The sequence below is a fragment of the Streptomyces sp. NBC_01171 genome (genome assembly GCF_045039805.1).
GTDB lineage: Bacteria > Actinomycetota > Actinomycetes > Streptomycetales > Streptomycetaceae > Streptomyces.
Genome location: NZ_CP108609.1, coordinates 182,975 through 202,363, shown reverse-complemented (window position 1 = coordinate 202,363; position 19,389 = coordinate 182,975). Strand labels below are relative to the sequence as shown.

Genomic DNA, 19,389 nt, shown 5'->3' with positions numbered 1-19,389 from the left:
TCCCGAGGAGCTGTGCCCATGTGCCGGTCCGACGTCAAGCAGGCCGTCCTGGCCAAGAACGACGATCTCGCCGCCCGCCTGCGTGAGGACCTCACCGAACGGGGTGTCACGGTGGTCAACCTGCTGTCCAGCCCCGGCAGCGGCAAGACCGAACTCCTCGGCCGGGTCCTGGCCCGCGCCGTCCAGCGCGGTGTCCCCGTGGCCGCGCTCACCGCCGACCTGGCCACCGAGAACGACGCCCAGCGCCTCGCCCGCTCCGGCGCCCCCGTCCAGCAGCTCCTCACCGACGGGCTGTGCCACCTGGAGGCCGGCCAGGTCCGCGACCGCCTCGACGGCTGGCTCCCCGCCGACACCGAGGTGCTGTTCGTGGAGAACGTCGGCAACCTCGTCTGCCCGGCCTCCTACGACCTCGGCGAGACCCTGCGGATCGCCCTGATGGCCGTCACCGAGGGCGAGGACAAGCCGCTGAAGTACCCCACCGCCTTCGGCTCCGCCCACCTGGTCGCCATCACCAAGACCGACCTCGCCGCCCCCGCCGGCTTCGACGAGGCCGCCTTCCGCGCCAACGTCCAGCGGGTCAACCCCGGCGTGGAGACGGTACGGACCTGCGCGCGCAGCGGCGACGGCGTCGACGCCCTGCTGGAGCGCGCCCTCGCCGTCCGCCACGCCCCACCCGCCCACCGGCCGCCGCTGGCTCCCGGACCGCACGGCCACGACCACGGCCACGGCGGCCACCGCCACGACCCGGCCGCAGCCCCCCTCGCATGACGGCCCCCGCGACGGGCCGGGTGCGCCGCCGTCTCACCGTGCGGGGCACGGTGCAGGGGGTCGGCTTCCGGCCCCATGTGCACCGGCTCGCCGCCGAGTACGCCCTCGCCGGGTTCGTCGGCAACACCGCCGACGGCGTCCTCATCGAGGTCGAGGGCCCGCTGCCCGACGTGGAGCGGTTCTGCGAGCTGCTCGCCGAACACCCGCCCCCGCTCGCCTCGGTCACCGGCATCGGCCACGAGGATCTCCCCGCCACCGGCACGAGCGAGACGTTCACCATCCAGGCCACCGAACACACCACGGGCCGCACCCAGTTGCCGCCCGACACCGCCACCTGCGCCGACTGCCTGCGCGAACTCGCGGACCCCGCCGACCGCCGCCACCGGCACCCCTTCGTCACCTGCACCCACTGCGGCCCCCGCTTCACCATCGCCACCGCGATGCCGTACGACCGCGCGGCCACCACCATGGCCCGCTTCCCGATGTGCCCCGCCTGCGCCCACGAGTACCGCGACCCGCTCGACCGGCGCTTCCACGCCCAGCCCGTCGCCTGCCCCGACTGCGGACCCGGCCTGAGCATCGTCCCCGCCGAAGGCACCGCAGCACGCCCGGCCCGCGACGCCGACGCCCTCGGCCAGGCGCGGGCCCTGCTCGCCGAGGGCCGGATCGTCGCCGTCAAGGGTCTCGGCGGCTACCACCTGGCCTGCGACGCCACGAATCCGCGTGCCGTCGCCACCCTGCGCGCCCGGAAGGAACGCGGCGGCAAGGCGTTCGCCGTGATGTGCGCCGACCTCGCCACCGCCGAACGCGTCGCCCGCCTCACGGACGCCGAACGCGCCGCCCTCACCGGCCCGGAACGCCCCATCGTCCTGCTGCGCGCCCGTGCCACGCCCGATGGCCCCCGCCTCGCCGACGGGATCGCGCCCGGCAGCCCCCACCTCGGCGTCCTGCTGCCCTACACCCCCGTGCACACCCTGCTGTTCGGCCTGCCCGGTGACCCGCCCGGACCCCGCGTGCTCGTGATGACCAGCGGCAACCGCTCCGGCGAGCCCATCGTCACCGACGACGCCCAGGCACTGATCCGGCTCGCCGGACTGGCCGACGCCTGGCTCACCCACGACCGCACCGTCGCCGCCCCCTGCGACGACTCCCTGCTCCGCGTCCGCCCCGACGGGACCTCTCAACTCCTGCGCCGCTCACGGGGATACGTCCCCCGGCCGGTGACCCTCCCGGTGCCGGTGAGGCCCGCTCTCGCGGTCGGCGGGGACCTGAAGAACGCGCTCTGCCTCGGCGAGGACGACCAGGCGTGGTTCGGCCCGCACATCGGGGACATGGGCGACCTCGCCACCCTGGACGCCGCCCGCCGCGCCGAGGCCCACCTCGCCACCCTCACCGGCGTCACCCCGCGCCTCATCGCGGCCGACCGGCACCCCGGCTACCAGTCGACGGCCCACGCCCACCGCCGCGCCGCCGAGGCCGGCCTGCCCGCACCGGCGCTGGTCCAGCACCACCACGCCCACATCGCCGCCGCCATGGCCGAACACGGCCTCGACGGCACCACCCCCGTCATCGGCGTCGCCTTCGACGGCACCGGGTACGGCGACGACGGCACCGTCTGGGGCGGCGAGATCCTGCTCGCCGACTACACCGCGTACCGCCGCTTCGCCCACCTCGTCCCCGCCCCGCTGCCCGGCGGGGACGCGGGCGTCGCCAACCCCTGCCGGCAGGCGCTGGCCCGGCTCTGGGCGGCCGGCATCGACTGGGCCTCCGACCTGCCCAGCGTGGCCGCCTGCACCGATACCGAACGCGCCGTGCTGAAGGGCCAGTTGACCCATCGGATCGCCTGCTTGCCGACCAGCAGCACGGGCCGTCTCTTCGACGCCGTGGCCTCCCTCACGGGCGCCTGCCACCGCGCGGGCCACGAGGCCGAGGCCGCGCTCGCCCTGGAAGCCCTCGCGCTCGAAGCACGGGACGCGGACAGCGGGGAGTACGCCTTCGGCTTCGCTCCCGGCCCGCAGGCCGACCCCGCCCCGGTGCTGCGCGCCCTCCTCGCCGACCTGCGCCGGGGCGTGCCCGCGCCCGTCCTCGCCGCCCGCTTCCACCGGGGCGTCGCCGGAGCCGTCGCCGAGTTGTGCCGACGGGCCCGTGAGGCCACCGGTCTGACCACCGTGGCCCTGACCGGCGGGGTCTTCGCCAACGCCCTACTGGAGGAGGACAGCACCGCCCGGCTCACCGCCGACGGTTTCACCGTTCTGCGGCACGGCCGGGTGCCGCCCAACGACGGCGGCCTCGCGCTCGGCCAGCTCATGGTCGCGGCCCACGTGCCCCGGCCCGGACGAGCCCGCTGATCCGCCGACCCGGCCATCAGCACACCCAGACGAGACGGAGTGACCCATGTGTCTTGCAGTGCCCGGCAAGGTCGTCGCCATCGACGAAGGCGCCGACCCGCTCACCGGGCTCGTCGACTTCGGCGGAGTGCAGAAACAGGCGTGTCTGGAGTATCTGCCCGATGTGCGGGTGGGGGAGTACGTCATCGTGCACGTCGGCTTCGCCCTCCAGAAGCTCGACGAGGAGTCGGCCCGCGCCTCGCTGGAGCTGTTCGAGCAACTCGGGCTGCTGGAGGAGGAGTTCGGCGACGCCTGGGAGCAGGCCGAGCGGCAGGGAAGCGGGAGTGAGAACCGGTGAAGTACATCGACGAGTTCAACGACCCCGCGCTGGCGCGCCGGCTGCTGGACGAGATCCGGGCCACCGTCACCCGGCCCTGGGCCCTGATGGAGGTGTGCGGCGGCCAGACCCACTCGATCATCCGCCACGGCATCGACCAACTCCTCCCCGATGAGGTCGAGTTGATCCACGGCCCCGGCTGTCCGGTGTGCGTCACCCCGCTCGACGTCATCGACAAGGCCCTCGCCGTGGCCGCCCGTCCCGACGTGATCTTCTGCTCCTTCGGCGACATGCTCCGGGTGCCCGGCACCGACCGTGACCTGTTCCGGGTCAAGGGCGAGGGCGGCGACGTGCGTGTGGTGTACTCCCCGCTCGACGCGCTCGAACTGGCGCGCAGGCACCCCGAGAAGCAGGTGGTGTTCTTCGCCATCGGCTTCGAGACCACCGCACCCGCCAACGCCATGGCCGTCCACCAGGCCCGCAGGCTCGGCCTGGACAACTTCAGCCTGCTGGTCTCCCACGTCCGGGTGCCCCCGGCGGTCGAGGCCATCATGACCGCCCCCGAGTGCCGGGTACAGGGCTTCCTCGCCGCCGGGCACGTGTGCAGCGTGATGGGCACCGCCGAGTACCCCGAGCTGGCCGAGCGGTTCCGGGTGCCGATGGTGGTCACCGGGTTCGAGCCGCTGGACATCCTGGAGGGCATCCGCCGTGCCGTGCACCAACTGGAGCGCGGCGAGCACCGGGTGGAGAACGCCTACCCCCGTGCCGTGCGCGAGCAGGGCAACCCGGCCGCCCTGCGCATGATCGAGGACGTCTTCGAGGTCACCGACCGCAACTGGCGGGGGATCGGCCCCATCCCGGCCAGCGGCTGGCGCCTCGCCGAGGCGTACCGCGCCTACGACGCCGAGCACCGCTTCGACGTCACCGGCATCCGCACCGAGGAACCGGCCGTCTGCCGGGCCGGTGAGGTGCTCCAGGGGCTGATCAAGCCCACCGAGTGCGAGGCGTTCGGCACCGCCTGCACCCCGCGCACCCCGCTCGGCGCCACCATGGTCTCCAGCGAGGGCGCCTGCGCCGCCTACTACCTGTACCGCCGCATGGAAGGCGACCCCACGGCGCGCGGATCGCACACCCCGCGTAAGGAGATGAACCCCGTTGGCTGACCTCACCGAGGCCCCCGCTGTCGACCCCGCCAACTGGACCTGCCCCGCCCCCCTGCGCGACCAGGGTGTGGTCGTCATGGGCCACGGCGGAGGCGGCGCCCTGTCCGCGGAGCTGATCGACCAGGTCTTCGCCCCCGCCTACGGCAACCCCACCCTCGCCGGGCTCGCCGACTCCGCCGTGCTCGAACTCGGCGGCGCCCGGCTGGCGTTCTCCACCGACTCCTACGTGGTGCGCCCGCTGTTCTTCCCCGGCGGCTGCCTGGGCGACCTCGCCGTCAACGGCACGGTCAACGACCTGGCGATGAGCGGCGCGAAGCCCGCCTACCTGTCCACGGCGTTCGTGCTGGAGGAGGGCGTCGAGATCGCCGTCGTCGACCGCATCGCCCGCGCGCTCGGCGCCGCCGCCCGCGCCGCGGACGTCACCGTCGCCACCGGCGACACCAAGGTGGTCGAGTCCGGCCACGGTGACGGCGTCTACGTCACCACCGCGGGCGTCGGCCTCGTCCCCGACGGCGTCGACATCCGCCCCCAGCGCGCCCGGCCCGGTGACGCCGTCCTCGTCAGCGGGCCGATCGGGCTGCACGGTGTCGCGGTGATGAGTGTGCGGGAGGGGCTGGAGTTCGGCGTGGAGATCGCGTCCGACACCGCGCCGCTTGCCGGTCTGGTCGCGGCCATGCTCGCCGTCACCAAGGACGTGCACGTCCTGCGCGACCCCACCCGGGGCGGACTCGGCGCCTCCCTGAACGAGATCGCCCGCGCCTCCGGCACCGGTGTCCGGATCACCGAACGGGCCGTGCCGGTGCCGGACGAGGTCGCCAACGCCTGCGGCTTCCTCGGCCTGGACCCGCTCTACGTCGCCAACGAGGGCCGGCTCGTCGCCTTCGTACCCCCCGAGCACGCCGACGCCGTGCTCGCCGCGATGCGCGCCCACCCGCAGGGCGCGGGGGCCGCGCTGATCGGGGAGTGCGTGGCCGAGCACCCCGGCATGGTCACCGTGGCCACCGGGCTCGGCGGCACCCGCGTCCTCGACCTGCCGCTCGGGGAGCAGCTTCCCCGCATCTGCTGAGCGGGACCGCACACGAACCGGCCCCGCCCAAGAAGGGACGGGGCCGGTTCGCGCGTCCGGGGGTCAGGGCACCGCCTCCACGGCGGTGATCTCCAACTCCCGCCCGCTGCGCAGATCCTGCGACGGCTGATCACAGGCCGGGCACCAGAAGAACGGGGGCATGCCCACCGCGAACTCCTCGGCGCACCCGCCGCACCACGCCACCGCCGTCACCTGCTCCACCACCAGCCGGGCCGAGGCGAGCGAGGTGCCGTCACGGGCCACCTCGAAGGCGAAGTGCAGCGCGTCCGGCACCACACCCGCCAGCTCGCCGACCCGCACGGTCACCGAGGAGACGTCCCCGGCGCCGTCCGCGCGGGCGATCTCCCCGGCCTGCTCCACGATCGCGGTAGCGATCGACAGCTCGTGCACCGGTGCCTCACGGGTACCGGCGGGCCGCGCGCCGGCCGCCGGTCATCCGGTAGATCTTGATCTCCCGGATCAGGCCGGGGACCTCCTTCATGAGCAGCAGCATCGTCAGACCGGCGAGCACGGCGGCCTGGGCGACGAGCACCCGCCGCCCCGTCCACACGGTCCGCTCCGCCTCCGCGACGACTCTCGCGGCTTTTCCGATCTTCATGGCGCTCACTTCCTGCCCTTCTCAGGCCGGCGAGATGTTCGGCATGACGTCGAGGATGGCGTCGTGCCGTTTGGTGCGGATGCCCGTGGAGCGGCGCGCGTCGGCGGTGCCGTCCTCGTGATGGCCGACCTGCTCCTGGTAGGGGCCCCGGTTGCCCTCGTGCAGGCCCGGCACGTGTGTCGGCGTGTCCGGTTTCACCTGGGGACGGCCCACTCTGATCCTGCCCATGATCGTCTCCTCTCTGGGCTTCACGAACGCTCGGTGAGCTCCGCGAAGAACCGTTCGACGGCCGGCCACACCCGGCCGCCGCCGGACAGCCCCTGCCACTCCGCGCGGACCAGGGCGACCATCCGGAAGCAGTCGTCTACGGGTACGATCCAGTGCTCTTCCTGGCCGCGTACCGTGTTGATCAGCAGGGCCTCCACGTCGGGTACCACGGAGGCGAGCTGCGGACACGTGGCGGCCAGCCCGTGCCAGGCGTCCGCGTCCACCTCCCACCGCATGGCCCCGGCCGGGCTCGGTCCCTGCGCGGTCACCGTGCCGTCGGCGCGCGGCACGAAGAACACCAGCCCCACCGGCACCCCCAGCGCGGCCGTGTCGACCGGCGCGAGCCGCACCCGGCGGCGCGGCACGAGCAGGTACCGGCCCCCACCCGCCGCCCGGTCGGCGAACAGCACCGAGCAGGGACCGCAGACACAGCGGACCTCGTCGGCCGCCGTCTCGAACAGGTGCGGATGCTCCTCGGCCACCGGCGCGGCACACAGCTCGCACGTCTCGGGCCGCCCGGCCCCGGCCAGAGCCGGACCGGAGCGGATCAGCCGGGCCAGCGCCCCGCTCACCGCGTCTCCTGCGGACGCTCCGCCCGGCGCGTGGTCAGCGTGGCGAGCGGCACGAACGCGGGCGGCTTGGCCCGCTCGGCCGTGACCGCCTCCACCGCCCGCAGCTCCGGAGCCGCGGCCAGTACGGTCGCCCGCACCACCTCGGTGACGTCCCCGCCACCTCCGCCGCACCCCGACCCGCAGCCACCGCCGCCGGAGTCGACCCGCACCCGGGCCACCTCGGCCTCGACGCCCAGCCACTCCAAGTCGCCGCCGCGCTCGCGCACGGCCGGCCGCAGCCGCTCCACCGCGCGCTCGGCCCGCCGCTCCGGCGGCTCGGGGTGCAGGGAGTGCAGCACCAGCAGATGCGCCAGCAGCTCGTCACCGGCCACCCGGCCCAGCAGGGCGGCGTCCGCGCCGTCGAGCATCCGGGCCAGCGCCTCCCCGTACACCTCGGTCAAGAGGCCCACCGACTCCAGCGCCTCGGCGGACAACGGCCCGCCGCCGGACTCCAGTTGCTCCAGCAGCTCGTCCAGCCGGGCGAGCCGGGCCTCGACCGCCGGGTCGGCGAGCCGGGCGCCGTCAGCCATGGCTGGCGCCGTAGGTGGGGGAGTGCACGACGTCCAGCGTCTTGCCCTTGCCCATGTACATGTGGACACCGCACGGCAGACAGGGGTCGAAGCTGCGCACGGTGCGCATGATGTCGACGCCCTTGAAGTCGTCCGGCCCGTTCTCCTCGAAGATCGGCTGGCCCTGGACGGCGTCCTCGTACGGGCCGGGAGTGCCGTAGATGTCGCGGGGGCTCGCGTTCCACGGGGTCGGCGGGTACGGGTGGTAGTTGGCGATCTTCTTGTCCTTGATCACCAGGTGGTGCGAGAGGACCCCGCGCACGGCCTCGTGGAAGCCGCAGCCGATCGCCTCGTCCGGGACCTCGAAGTCCTGGAACACCTTGGTCTCGCCCGCCCGCAGCAGCTCCATGGACTCCTCCAGGAACTGGAGCGCCATCGCGGCCGCGTACGCGACGAAGTACGGCCGCGCGCGGTCGCGTTCGATGGTGTTGCTCCACTTCGGGATGGACCACTCCAGCGTGGTCTCCGGGAGCGACTCGCCCTTGGGGAGCTGGATGCGCACCTTGCCGTTGGCCGCCTTGACGTACCGGGTGTCGACCAGACCGCTCAGCGCCGTGGACCACAGGCGGGCGAGCGGGCCGCCGCCGGTGTCCAGGGCGAGGTGCTTGTCCGTCTCCTTGTGGTACCAGCGCGGGCTCATGACCCAGCTGTAGTTCCCGTCGAACTCGCGCTTCTGCGGCACCGGGACGGTCGTCTGGTTCCACGGGTGCCGCATGTCGACCGGGTTGCCCAGCGGGTCGTGGGTGACGAACGGCTGCTCGTTGACCCAGTCGTCGTAGAACGAACTCCCCAGCATGATGCGCATGTTGAGGTTGATGTCGATCAGGTTGTTGGTGACCAGCTCGCCGTCGACGATGACGCCCGGCGTCACGTACATCGCCTTGCCCCACTCGTTCATCGAGGCGTAGCGGTAGTCCACGACGGCGGGGTCCTGCCAGGCGCCCCAGCAGCCCAGCAGGACGCGACGGCGTCCGACCTCCTCGTAGCCCGGCAGGGCCTCGTAGAAGAAGTCGAAGACGTCGTCGTTCATCGCCACCGCCTTCTTGATGAAGTCGATGATGTGCATCAGCCGGCTCAGGTAGTCCGTGAAGAGGCCCGGCTGCGGGATGGTGCCGACGCCGCCCGGATACAGCGTGGAGGGGTGGACGTGCCGCCCCTCCATCAGGCAGAACATCTCGCGGGTGACCCGGCTGATGCGCAGGGCCTCCTTGTAGACCTCGCCCTCGAAGGGGTTGAACGCCTTCATGATGTCGGCGATGGTCCGGTAGCCGTGGATCTCCCCGCGCGGGGCGTCGGTGCGCTCGGCGCGCGCCAGCAGCGTCGGGTTGGTCGCCTTGACCATGGCCTCGCAGAAGTCCACGAACACCAGGTTGTCCTGGAAGAGCGTGTGGTCGAACATGTACTCGGCCGCCTCGCCGAGGTTGGTGATGTGCTCGGCCATCGGCGGCGGCTTGATCCCGTACGCCATCTGCTGGGCGTAGTTGGAGCAGGTGGTGTGGTTGTCCCCGCAGATACCGCAGATGCGCGAGGTGATGAAGCCCGCGTCGCGCGGGTCCTTGCCCTTCATGAACACCGAGTAGCCGCGGAACAGCGACGAGGTGCTGTGGCACTCGGCGACCTCACGGTTGGCGAAGTCGATCTTCGTGTAGATGCCCAGGTTGCCGATGATCCTGGTGATCGGGTCCCAGGACATGTCCACGAGCTGTGCGGGTTTGCGCCCCGTGGGCCGGGATTCGGTGGTCGTCATCTGCGGTACTGCCCCTCGCTGTCGGGGTGGTGCGGGTGGGTGTCGGGCTCTTGCGGCCGGCGGCGCGTCAGGGACGCCAGTACGGGTCGTAACCGGTGGTCAGCTTGGTCTTCTTGCGCCGCCACTTGGGCTCGTGGTTGACCATGTCGTTGGTCACGCCGCGCAGCCGGCGCACGACGGCCCCGTAGGGCTTGATGACCAGGGAGGACAGGGCGCCGCCGGGCGGCTCGTCCATGAAGGGCATGAACGCGTCGGGGAAGCCGGGCATGGTGCACCCGATGCAGATGCCGCCGACGTTCGGGCAGCCGCCGATGCCGGCCATCCACCCGCGCTTGGGCACGTTGCAGTTGACCACCGGCCCCCAGCAGCCCGTCTTGACCAGGCACTTGGGGGAGTTGTAGTCGAGGCCGAAGTCGCCCTGCTCGTAGTACGAGCCCCGGTCGCAGCCCTCGTGGACGGTCTTGCCGAACAGCCACTGCGGCCGCAGCATGTGGTCCAGCGGGGGCGGCGGCGCGTCACCGGCGGCGTGCTGGAGCACCCAGACCAGGGTCTCCATGAAGTTGTCGGGCTGGATCGGACAGCCGGGCACGTTGACGATGGGCAGCCCGGCCGTCGACTTGTAGTCCCAGCCCAGGTAGTCGCCCAGGCCCATGGCGCCGGTCGGGTTCCCCGCCATGCCGTGGATGCCGCCGTAGGTGGCGCAGGTACCGGCCGCGACGACCGCCCACGCCTTCGGGGCGAGCTGATCGATCCACCAGTTCAGCGTCAGCGGCTGTCCGGTCTCGAGGTCGTTGCCGAACGACGTCCAGAAGCCGTCGCCCTCGATGACATCCTGGTTGGGCACCGAGCCTTCGATGACCAGGATGAACGGGGTGTCCAGCTCGCCGCGCGCCGCCGCCCGGTAGGGGGCCAGGAAGTCCTCGCCGCCCAGGGTCGGCGAGAGCACCTTGTTGACCAGGTTGACCTTGGGCAGGCCGGGGATCAGGCCGAGGACCACGTCCTCGATGGTGGGCTGCATGGCCGCCGTCAGGGAGACGGTGTCGCCGTCGCAGCTCATCCCCTCCGAGATCCAGAGGATGGTGATCTCGTCTATCCCCTCGTGTTTCTCGGATCGCTGGATGCGTTCACGGGCCGCGGTGGTGTGGCTCTCGGTGGTCATGTCGCCTGCCTTCGCTGCGGTCGGTCGGCCGCTGGGGAGTGGGTGTCGCCGTCAGGGGGCGTCCGGGGCTCGGGTACGGCGGGGCTCAGGGGCGCGGTTCGGCGCCGCCCCCGAGGGGCTCGAGTTCGTCGGGCCGGAAGTAGTGGAAACGGCCGTACCAGCCGTGCAGTTCGGCCGCCGGGTCGTCGTCGACGGTCACCGCCAGGTGCACGCTGCCGTCCACGTCGTGGAAGACCCCGGCCACCTCGGCGGTGCGCCCGACCAGGAACATGTCCTGGGCGTCCGCGCCGCGCAGTCGCGGGTTCAGCCGCACCCGGCTGCCGGTGCCGAGCGGGACGCCGTCCACAGCCACGGTGTCCGTCGTCGGGGAGAGCCCGGCGTCGCCGCCCTCCTGCCACCAGGCGGGCCGTGCCTCTGGGGCCTCCGTCACCGGGGCCAGCGAGCGGATCGCGCCGTGCAGGTTGGCGAACACCTCGGGCGGCATCGTGTCGACCCGGTCGAGGATGCGGGCGGCGCGCGGGTCGGTGGCCCGAGCCTCGGCCTTCTCCTCGTCGGTCAGCAGCATCGTGCGCAGCGTCAGGATCTCGTCGATCTCCGCCGCGTCGTGCAGATCGCCCGGACTCTCCGGCGCCACCTGCGGATGGTCCGGCAGGATGATCGGCGCGGAGAGCAGTACGGGCCCGGTGGCGCCGTCCGCGCTCTCTTCGGCCGGTGCGCCGAGTACGGGGAAGGTGAAGGCGTTGCGGCAGCCGCGCGCCCGGTCCCGTAGCGCGGCCGGCGGGTCGGTCTGCGACACGAACTCCAGCCCCTCACCGCCCAGCAGGGTGTGCGCGGCGAGCAGCGCCTGCCGCAGTGCCTCGGCGCGCGGGGCACGGGCGTCCGGCGCCTCGCAAGCGTTCTCCGTGCGGACGCACAGCCGGTAGAGGCCGTCCCCGAGCTTCTCGGCCGCGACCGTGGTGTGCGCCCGTACGTGCTCGCGGCGGCGCACCACCCGCCCGGCGCCCAGTTCCTCGGTGCCGACGGCCGGAGGCGCGGAGACCTCGGCGGTGCACGGGCCGCGCAGCAGCTCCGCCAGCGGCCACGCCAGGTCGGCCTCGTACGGGACCGCCTCGTCGAAGCTCAGATGCGCCGTGCCGTCGTCCCCGCGCAGCGACTCGACCGGCCGGTACTGTCCGTCCTCGCCCGGCGCCTCCACCTGCTTGCGCTGGAGCTGGAGGTACCGCACCCGCACCCGCAGCACCGCGTCCGGAGCCGCCCGTACCAGGCACTCGGTGCGCTGGTACCAGGAGTCCGCCGAACCGGAGATGCCCTCGGCGACCGGGCCGTCCGCCTCCACCCAGGTACGGGGGAGCAGCACCCCGAACTGCCAGCGGACCCGGTTCTTCGCCGAAGAACGCCGGTAGGGGTAGAGCAGATAGCCCTCGTACAGCACGGCATCCGCGACCGCGCCCACCTGGGTGAACGGATCGCCGGACAGCCCCTCGGGGATGTCCTGGCCGGGCGCGGCGGCACACGCGGTGCCGCCCTCGCCTCCCGTGTCAGCCATGCCGCCTCCTCGCCACCGGTCCATGGGGCCATGTCTTCCACCGTGCTCCACCACCGTCACACCGCTCACGCGGCCTCGCTCCTTAGGCGGACCCCGGTTGAGCCGGGCGGGTGACGCGCGAGGGCCGTTCAGTCGCCGGTGTCGCCGTGGCCGTGCTTGCCGCGGACGCGCCGGGAGCGGACCACCTCCACCAGCAGCGGCAGCAGAGAGATCGCGACGACCAGCGCGATCAGCGGGAGGAGGTAGTCGTCGACGTGGTCGACAGACGCGCCCAGCAGCCACCCCGCCAGGACCAGGCTCTGGGACCACAGCACCCCGCCGACCGTCTGCCAGACGGTGAAGACGCGCGTCGGCACCCCGAGCGCCCCGGCGGCCGGATGCAGCACGGAGCGCAGCATCGGCACGAACCGGCCGATCACCAGCGCCTTGCGGTATCCGTACCGGGCCAGCAGGCGTTCCGCCCGCGCCACGCCCTCCTTGACCCGGTGGCTGGAGGTGCGGGTGAGCAGAGCCCGGCCGCCGTGCCGGCCGATGAGGAAACCCACTTGAGCGCCCGCCACCGAACCCACCGCCGCGCACAGCATCACCTGCCACAGCACCAGCCGGGGCGGCTGCCCGCCGTGCTGGACCGCGCAGAGCACCCCGGCCGGGAAGAGCAGGGTGTCGCCCGGCAGGAAGAAGCCGACGACCAGCAGCCCGGACTCGGCGAAGGTCACCGCCAGCACACCCAGGGCGCCGAAGGCGGCCAGCAGGGAAGCGCTGTCCGTGGGGTTGACGGCGTTCACCCGCCCATCGCCTCCCGGCCCGCCGATCGGTCGTCCGGCATCCAGTCTCACGTGAACCGGGCTCAGGCGCCCGCGCATGGTCCGCGTGCACACCCTCTGTCGTGCACCGGACACCCGCCGTAGACTCGTGGGGAGCGCGGGGCGGTTGACAGGGGGAGCCGACATGCCGGAAGCGCCGTACGGTCCGTACCAGGGGTTCACCGTTCCACCGATGCCGTCCGGGCCACCACCCGCGCCGCCGAACGCGTTGCGCGCGGCCGCCGTGGCCCTGCTCAACCTGAGCGGACTCGGCCTCGGCTACGTCCTGCTCCGAAGATGGGGCCCGCTGGTCCTGTGCCTGGCGGCCACCGCCGTCCTCCTCTTCGTCGCCCTGCCCGCCGATGCCGACGGCCTTCCCACCGGGGTGGTGGCCGGCTACCTCGTCGTCCTGCTGCTCGCCGCCGCCCACGGCGCCCGCCTGGGACTGCGCACGCCGCTGTCCCTCCGCGCGCCCGTCGCCCTGCTGCTCGGCCTGGTGCTGCTCGCCGTACCGGCCGGCGGCGCGCTCTGGTACGACGGTGCCCGCGCGGAGGCCGAACAGCAGGCGCTGCTCGGCAGGCTGGAGAAGGCCGACGACCTGGTGGCGGCGGCCGGACGGCACACCTTCGCCGCGTCCCGCGCCGACTACCGCTCGGCGCTCGCCGTCTACCGCGACCTCGCGGTGGACCACCCCGGCTCCCGCGCCGCCGACCGCGTCCCCGCCCGGATGCGCGCCTACTACTCCAGCGTCGGCGCCGCGTACGGCCGAGGGGAGTACTGCGTGGCCGTCGAACCCCTCCAGTTCCTCCGTACGGTGCCGCGCACCATGCCCGCCGACCGGCTCGGCCGGCTCACCCGCTGGCCCGACGACCGGCTGGCCACCTCGCTCTACGAGTGCGGCAAGGCCGACCTCGGCGACGGCGGGGAGGCGTGGACCGAGCGGTTCCGCGAACTGCTCGCGGACTTCCCCGGCTCACCGGCCGCCGCCAAGGTGGTGCCGGCCGTCGACTCGGCCGTCCGGACCGCGCAGCAGGGGATCGGCGGGAAGGCGCCCTGCACCGCCGTGGACCGGCTGCACACCCTGGACACCCGGCTCACCGACCTCGCCGCCTCGGCCGGGGACGCCGCCACCGACCTCACGGCGGCCGCCGCCCGCGCCGGGCGGGGCGGGGACGCCGGTGCCTACGAGTGCGGGGTGGACCAGTACAGGGACGGCGACTTCGCGGGGGCGCGGAAGAGCATGCAGAGCTATGTCTCCGACAGCAGGAGCGGTGGGAAACGGGACCGGGCCAAGAAGATCGCCATAGCCGCCGAGGTCGCCCAGACCCTCCCGGCCGCCGGGAAGAAGCTGCCCACCACGGCCTCCGGCGGCAGCATCTCCGTGACGGTGAAGAACGACAGCCCCCACGACATCACCGTCCTCTACACCGGCCCGGTCACCGGCAGCTTCACCCTCAAGGCGTGCGGCGGCTGCACGGCGTACTCCCTGGCCGCGACCATCACGGTGGGGTTCAAGCCGTGCTCCGACAGCGGGCGGAACTACCCGCAGCGCACAATCCAACTCCCCACCGGTACCACATACTTCGTGCACCAGCCCCAGGGCACCGGTGCCGGGGCGCCCGCCTCCGACACGGCGCGGCTCAGGTCGGGCTACGTGTACACCGAATGCGCCTACACGACGCGGACGTTCGGGTCCGGAACCTGACCGGGTCTTGGGTCCGGGCCCGGTACGGTCCGGGTGACGGTGCCGCATACCGCGGCGGGGCGCGGCTCGGCGCCGCGCTCCAGCCAGTCCCGGTACGCGGGGGCCTGGTGGGCCACCTCCCAGTAGGCGTCGGCCAGTTCCTCGAAGCCCCGGTCGAGGTCGGTCTCGGTGCGGGCCGCGAGCAGCAGCCGCACCCCGATCGGGTCGCCGTGCAGGGGGCGGATGGCCAGGTCGGAGCGGGGGTGCGCGGTGGGCTGGCTGACGGTGACCACCTCGCCGGTGGCGGCCAGTGAGTAGGCGGTGAGGTAGTCGCCGTGCAGCAGGTCCGGCTCGATCCCGGCCTCGCGCAGCACCCGGCAGATCGCGTCCCACTCGCCGTCCACCGTGGAGTCGACCATCCACCGGTCCTCGGCCAGCTCCGTCAGCCGCACCTCGCTCTGGGCCGCCGCCGGATGATCGGCCGCCAGTGAGACGAACTGCGGCTCCCGCTCCACCAGCACCCGTACCCGCAACCCCGGCGGGACCCGCAGCGGGCTGCCCTCCACCTCGTGCACGAAGGCCAGCTCCAGCGCGCCCTCGGCGACCTGGCGCAGCAGCGCGTTCGCGGAGGCGTCCATCTGGAGCGAGGGCTCGGCCGCCGGGACACGGGAGCGCAGCCGGCGCAGCCAGCCCGGCAGGGCGCGGCTGGCGGTGGCGCCGATCCGCAGCCGGGGCCCGGCCGACGCGCGGGCGGCGGCCGCGCGCGCCTCGGTGACGAGGGCGTCGAGTTCCCCGACCAGCGGCCGGGCGCGGCTCAGCACCAGCCGGCCCAGCGGGGTGGCGCGGCAGCCTGTGTGGCCGCGGGTGAAGAGCGGGCCGCCCAGCGCCTTCTCGATCCGGCGCAGCTGGGTGCTCAAGGAGGGCTGGGCCAGGCCGAGTTCGCGCGCCGCCTGATGCAGGCTGCCCGCATCGGCGATGGCGCACAGAACCCGGAAGTGCCTCACCTCTAGCTCCATGAACGGAGCCTAGGGCGGGTTTGCATGCGCACGCCAGACGCATAAATCACCGCGCACCCCCACGAGTTGCCGGTGATAGCCCGGTGCTATCGCAACTTGCCATTATCCGGGTCCTGTTGATCTATCCAAGACTCGGAAGCAGCCGGTCGTTCACCCCCACTCGAACGACGGGTCACCCCCACACGCATCGAAAAGAGGAGCACCCCACATGTCGTCCTCCCGCATGCCCGCCAAGACCACCAGAATGATCGTCGCCCTCGGCCTCGGCGTGGCCGCGGCCACGTTCGGCGCCACCGCCCCGGCGTCCGCCCAGCCCGCCCCCGTCGCCGCGCACGCCGGATACACCGGCTCGGCCCAGGAGGCGTCGAACAACAAGGCCTTCTTCGACGCGGTCCTGAAGTCGGTCGCCGAGAAGCGGGCCGAGAACCCGGGCCTGCAGTCGGTCACCATCACCTACAACCCGTCGGCCGCGCCGACCTTCAGCTCCCAGATATCGAGCGCCGCCTCGATCTGGAACAGCTCCGTCTCCAACGTGAAGCTGTCCGCCACCTCCGGCACCGGCGACTTCTCCTACCGCGAGGGCAACGACTCGCGCGGCTCCTACGCCTCCACCGACGGCCACGGCAGCGGCTACGTCTTCCTGGACTACGCCCAGAACCAGGAGTACGACTCGGTCCGCGTCGTCACGCACGAGACCGGTCACGTGCTCGGCCTGCCGGACCACTACGAGGGCCCGTGCAGCGAGCTGATGTCCGGCGGCGGCCCCGGCCCGTCCTGCACCAACTCCAGCCCGGACGCCAACGAGCGCGCCCAGGTCGACCAGCTCTGGGCCAACGGCTTCGCCAAGGCCCTGGCCAAGGTGAACCAGGCCCGCTGACCCCTCGGCACCCCCGGCCGTACCCCCGGACCGCGGTCCGTCGCCCCCACGCGACGGTCCGCGGTCCGTCGCGTTCCGGGCTCGCGCCACGTGCCGGCGCCGGCCCGCTGATAGCGCGCTGCTATCCCAACTTGCCATCATCCGGACGCCGTTGACCTGCCCGAGACTCAGGGGCAACCGGCCGTTCACCCCCATACGGACGGCCCTCCCCACGTACGAAACGAGGACCCCACATGACGTCGTCCCGTACGTCCGCCAAGACCGTCAGATCCCTCCTCGCCCTCGGTCTCGGCGTGGCCGCCGCCGCGCTCGGCGCCGCCACCCCCGCCTCCGCCCAGCCCGCTCCCGTCGCCGCCCCGCACGCCGGGTACACCGGCTCGGCCCAGGAGGCGGCGAACAGCAAGGCGTTCTTCGACGCGGTGCTGAAGTCGGTCGCCGAGCAGCGGGCCGACAACCCGAGCCTCAAGGCGGTCACCGTCTACTACAACGCCAGCCAGGCGCCGAGCTTCCGCTCGCAGATATCGAGCTCCACGTCCATCTGGAACAGCTCGGTCTCCAACGTCAAGCTCGCCTCGACCACCGGCACCGGCAACTTCTCCTACCGCGAGGGCAACGACTCGCGCGGCTCCTACGCCTCCACCGACGGTCACGGCCGGGGCTACGTCTTCCTCGACTACGCGCAGAACCAGCAGTACGACTCGATCCGGGTCACCGCGCACGAGACCGGCCACGTGCTGGGCCTGCCCGACCACTACAGCGGCCCGTGCAGCGAGCTGATGTCCGGCGGCGGCCCCGGCACCTCCTGCACCAACCGCTACCCGAACGCCACCGAACGCTCCCGCGTCAACCAGCTCTGGGCCAACGGGCTCGCCAAGGCGCTGGCCAAGGTGAACCAGGACCGCTGAGCGTCCTCCTGCAACCGCGGGCCGTCGTCCACCGGGTGGACGACGGCCCGCGGGGCTTTCCGCTCGCGCGAGGGCTCAGTCGTCCGAGCCGGGCGGCGGCCGCTCGATGAGGTTCTGCACCGCCCGGCTCAGTACCAGCACACCGCCGATGATGAAGAGCGCCCCCAGCGCCTCGGGCACCAGCCACCAGCCGGTGCGGATGCGCTCGTGGAAGAGGAAGACACCCAGGGCCAGGCTGACCACCGCGTCCCCGATCGTCAGCGCCGGCTGGGCGGCGGCCAGCGGACCCGCCTGGAGCGCGTTCTCCAGCAGCAGCACGGCCGCCGTACCCGTCAGCGCGAACCCGTACGTCTGCCAGGCCGTGATGAACGCGAGGAACCCCTCGTCGGCGAACGTGCCCGTGGCGGACTTCAGCAGAGCGGCCGTCAGCGCGTTGGCGATCGCGGAGCCCGAGGCCAGCAGGGCGGCGCGGCCGGTCGCCGGGCGCTCGTGCCGGGCCAGCACCGTGACCACCACGACCGCCCCCACGCACAGCACCAGCGCCGGGACCCACCGGGTCAGCGACGCCTGGTCACGCGCCCCGTGCGGGGCGGCCGCCGCCAGCAACACGGCCAGGCCCACCACCACCCCGCCGACCCCCCACCAGCCGTAACGGGGGAGGTGCCGGTGCAGCAGCGGGCCGACGATCAGCAGCGCGAACGGCAGCTCCAGGATGAACAGCGGCTGCACCAGCGCCAGCGGCCCGTTGACCAGCGCCAGGCTCTGGAACACCGCGGCGCCGATCACCCCGGCCATGCCCAGCACCCACGCCGGGCGGCGCACCAGCTCCGCCAGCAGCTTCACGCCGGTGCGCTCGCTGGCGGAGGCCGCCTTGCGCTGGAACGCCGTACCCATGGCGTTGCTCGCGGCACCCGCGACGGCGAAGGCCGCGGCCAGTTCGATCACTGATGTCTCCCGCCTGCGTAAAGCCCATGAAAAGCCTACGAAAGCCCTGCCCCGCGCGCCGCTGGGCCGCGCCCGGCACACCCGTCCGCGCGAGGCTCTGGCCGAAGCCCCGGCCCGTATTCACTCGTTCGGGTTCTTTCTGTGCTGATGTCCGGGTCTGGGCGCATGGCGCGTCGCTGGACGGAGAGAAAACGGGCATGCACGAACCGAATCCGGGCAGCCCCCTCCCCGGTCCGCGGCCCGCCGCCGCTCCCGACGTGGTGTTCACCGCCGACTTCACGTCCGATCGGCAGTGGGTGGCGGGCCGGTCCTGGGCCTATCCCGACGGTGGCCCGGTCAATCCGGGCGACGACAAACTCGACCACCTGGTGGCCGACCCCGCCTACAGCCGCTCGGGCGTCTTCCGGGCCAGACGCAGACCGGACGGCCGGTGGAACACCGGACTGCTCACCACCGAGGGGAGCCCGGACGGCTTCGAGGTCCGCACCGGCGACGTCCTCGAAGCCCGCCTCCGGCTGCCCCGCGAGATCGGCGCCTGGCCCGCCATCTGGACCTGGCGGGACGGCGGCCAGGAGGTCGACGTCTTCGAGTACCACCCGGACAACTCCGACCTGCTCGAGTTCACCAACCACGTGCGCGGCAGCAACCGCTACTTCCGCGACGACATGATCAGCCCCGGCGCCTGGGTCGACCTGCGCACCGAGTTCGGCGCCCGCTCGGTGGTCTGGTGGGTCAACGGCAGACGTGTCTTCGCCGACCGGCGCGGCACCGGACGCCACTGGCACGCGTACCTCATCGTCAACCTGTCCGTGTGCGGCGGGCGCTACCATCCGCCGCCCCGCCGCGAGACGTCGGAGATGTCGTACACGGTGAGCAGACTCGTCGTGCGCCGCCCGAACTCCTCTCTCGCCGCCCAGCCCCAGAACGTCACCGCCGAGGAGCAGGGAGCCGACGAGCGGAAAGCCGGGACCTGAGGTACC

Annotated in this window: 20 protein-coding genes; 9 read left to right on the top strand and 11 right to left on the bottom strand. The window is 72.9% G+C overall.

Annotated elements, in window-relative coordinates; all coding sequences use genetic code 11:
• Nucleotides 1-18 precede the first annotated feature (18 nt).
• Genes hypB through hypE form a run of 5 tightly spaced genes read left to right on the top strand, consistent with a single transcriptional unit; the run spans nucleotide 19 to nucleotide 5,661 of the window.
• Complete coding sequence (hypB, locus tag OG448_RS00970; protein ID WP_405550701.1) at nucleotides 19-768, top strand: hydrogenase nickel incorporation protein HypB; 750 nt, start codon at nucleotides 19-21, stop codon at nucleotides 766-768.
• Nucleotides 765-3,116: a carbamoyltransferase HypF gene (gene hypF / locus OG448_RS00965; protein WP_405550700.1), complete on the top strand. Its 2,352-nt coding sequence runs from the start codon at nucleotides 765-767 to the stop codon at nucleotides 3,114-3,116. Before hypB ends, hypF begins: the two co-directional genes overlap by 4 nt.
• Nucleotides 3,117-3,162: 46 nt before the next feature.
• A complete protein-coding gene (locus OG448_RS00960) occupies nucleotides 3,163-3,453 on the top strand; it encodes a HypC/HybG/HupF family hydrogenase formation chaperone (protein WP_161190995.1) in 291 nt (96 codons plus the stop codon).
• Nucleotides 3,450-4,595 (top strand): hydrogenase formation protein HypD, encoded by a 1,146-nt coding sequence (gene hypD / locus OG448_RS00955; protein WP_405550698.1) that lies wholly within the window; start codon nucleotides 3,450-3,452, stop codon nucleotides 4,593-4,595. The genes OG448_RS00960 and hypD overlap by 4 nt, the downstream gene beginning before the upstream one ends.
• The gene (gene hypE / locus OG448_RS00950) at nucleotides 4,588-5,661 is read left to right on the top strand and encodes a hydrogenase expression/formation protein HypE (protein WP_405550696.1); all 1,074 of its coding nucleotides are present in this window, start codon (nucleotides 4,588-4,590) and stop codon (nucleotides 5,659-5,661) included. Before hypD ends, hypE begins: the two co-directional genes overlap by 8 nt.
• A 63-nt stretch (nucleotides 5,662-5,724) precedes the next feature.
• Here hypE and hypA read toward each other — a convergent pair whose 3' ends face one another.
• The 9 genes from hypA to OG448_RS00905 all read right to left on the bottom strand — a co-directional run bounded on the left by hypA (nucleotide 5,725) and on the right by OG448_RS00905 (nucleotide 12,964).
• Nucleotides 5,725-6,072, bottom strand: a complete 348-nt coding sequence (gene hypA / locus OG448_RS00945) for a hydrogenase maturation nickel metallochaperone HypA (protein ID WP_030813376.1) — start codon at nucleotides 6,070-6,072, stop codon at nucleotides 5,725-5,727.
• Nucleotides 6,073-6,079: 7 nt separating this feature from the next.
• Complete coding sequence (locus OG448_RS00940; protein WP_405550694.1) at nucleotides 6,080-6,280, bottom strand: hypothetical protein; 201 nt, start codon at nucleotides 6,278-6,280, stop codon at nucleotides 6,080-6,082.
• A 21-nt stretch (nucleotides 6,281-6,301) separates the two neighbouring features.
• Nucleotides 6,302-6,508 (bottom strand): hypothetical protein, encoded by a 207-nt coding sequence (locus OG448_RS00935; RefSeq protein ID WP_405550692.1) that lies wholly within the window; start codon nucleotides 6,506-6,508, stop codon nucleotides 6,302-6,304.
• A 20-nt stretch (nucleotides 6,509-6,528) separates the two neighbouring features.
• Nucleotides 6,529-7,119, bottom strand: a complete 591-nt coding sequence (locus OG448_RS00930; protein WP_391296566.1) for a DUF5947 family protein — start codon at nucleotides 7,117-7,119, stop codon at nucleotides 6,529-6,531.
• Entirely contained in the window at nucleotides 7,116-7,688 is a 573-nt protein-coding gene (locus OG448_RS00925) for a NifU family protein (RefSeq protein WP_405550689.1), read from the bottom strand. The genes OG448_RS00930 and OG448_RS00925 overlap by 4 nt, the downstream gene beginning before the upstream one ends.
• Entirely contained in the window at nucleotides 7,681-9,474 is a 1,794-nt protein-coding gene (locus OG448_RS00920; RefSeq protein WP_405550688.1) for a nickel-dependent hydrogenase large subunit, read from the bottom strand. Before OG448_RS00920 ends, OG448_RS00925 begins: the two co-directional genes overlap by 8 nt.
• 67 nt (nucleotides 9,475-9,541) lie before the next feature.
• On the bottom strand, nucleotides 9,542-10,633 hold the full coding sequence (locus OG448_RS00915; RefSeq protein WP_405550685.1) for a hydrogenase expression protein HypE: 1,092 nt from the start codon (nucleotides 10,631-10,633) through the stop codon (nucleotides 9,542-9,544).
• Between the two features lie 85 nt (nucleotides 10,634-10,718).
• Nucleotides 10,719-12,179 (bottom strand): hypothetical protein, encoded by a 1,461-nt coding sequence (locus OG448_RS00910; protein ID WP_405550683.1) that lies wholly within the window; start codon nucleotides 12,177-12,179, stop codon nucleotides 10,719-10,721.
• Between the two features lie 128 nt (nucleotides 12,180-12,307).
• On the bottom strand, nucleotides 12,308-12,964 hold the full coding sequence (locus OG448_RS00905; RefSeq protein WP_405550680.1) for a DedA family protein: 657 nt from the start codon (nucleotides 12,962-12,964) through the stop codon (nucleotides 12,308-12,310).
• Between the two features lie 163 nt (nucleotides 12,965-13,127).
• Here OG448_RS00905 and OG448_RS00900 point away from each other — a divergent pair, with 163 nt between their 5' ends.
• Nucleotides 13,128-14,687: a tetratricopeptide repeat protein gene (locus OG448_RS00900; RefSeq protein ID WP_405550679.1), complete on the top strand. Its 1,560-nt coding sequence runs from the start codon at nucleotides 13,128-13,130 to the stop codon at nucleotides 14,685-14,687.
• Here OG448_RS00900 and OG448_RS00895 read toward each other — a convergent pair.
• Complete coding sequence (locus OG448_RS00895) at nucleotides 14,654-15,682, bottom strand: LysR substrate-binding domain-containing protein (protein WP_405550676.1); 1,029 nt, start codon at nucleotides 15,680-15,682, stop codon at nucleotides 14,654-14,656. The genes OG448_RS00900 and OG448_RS00895 overlap by 34 nt on opposite strands.
• Nucleotides 15,683-15,890: 208 nt before the next feature.
• Between OG448_RS00895 and snpA (OG448_RS00890) the strand changes: the two genes are divergently transcribed.
• Nucleotides 15,891-16,559 (top strand): snapalysin, encoded by a 669-nt coding sequence (gene snpA, locus OG448_RS00890; protein WP_405550675.1) that lies wholly within the window; start codon nucleotides 15,891-15,893, stop codon nucleotides 16,557-16,559.
• Between the two features lie 233 nt (nucleotides 16,560-16,792).
• On the top strand, nucleotides 16,793-17,464 hold the full coding sequence (gene snpA, locus OG448_RS00885) for a snapalysin (protein WP_405550674.1): 672 nt from the start codon (nucleotides 16,793-16,795) through the stop codon (nucleotides 17,462-17,464).
• 75 nt (nucleotides 17,465-17,539) lie between these two features.
• Here snpA (OG448_RS00885) and OG448_RS00880 read toward each other — a convergent pair whose 3' ends face one another.
• Entirely contained in the window at nucleotides 17,540-18,409 is an 870-nt protein-coding gene (locus OG448_RS00880) for a DMT family transporter (RefSeq protein WP_405550672.1), read from the bottom strand.
• Between the two features lie 197 nt (nucleotides 18,410-18,606).
• Here OG448_RS00880 and OG448_RS00875 point away from each other — a divergent pair, with 197 nt between their 5' ends.
• Complete coding sequence (locus tag OG448_RS00875; RefSeq protein ID WP_405550671.1) at nucleotides 18,607-19,383, top strand: beta-glucanase; 777 nt, start codon at nucleotides 18,607-18,609, stop codon at nucleotides 19,381-19,383.
• Nucleotides 19,384-19,389: the final 6 nt, after the last annotated feature.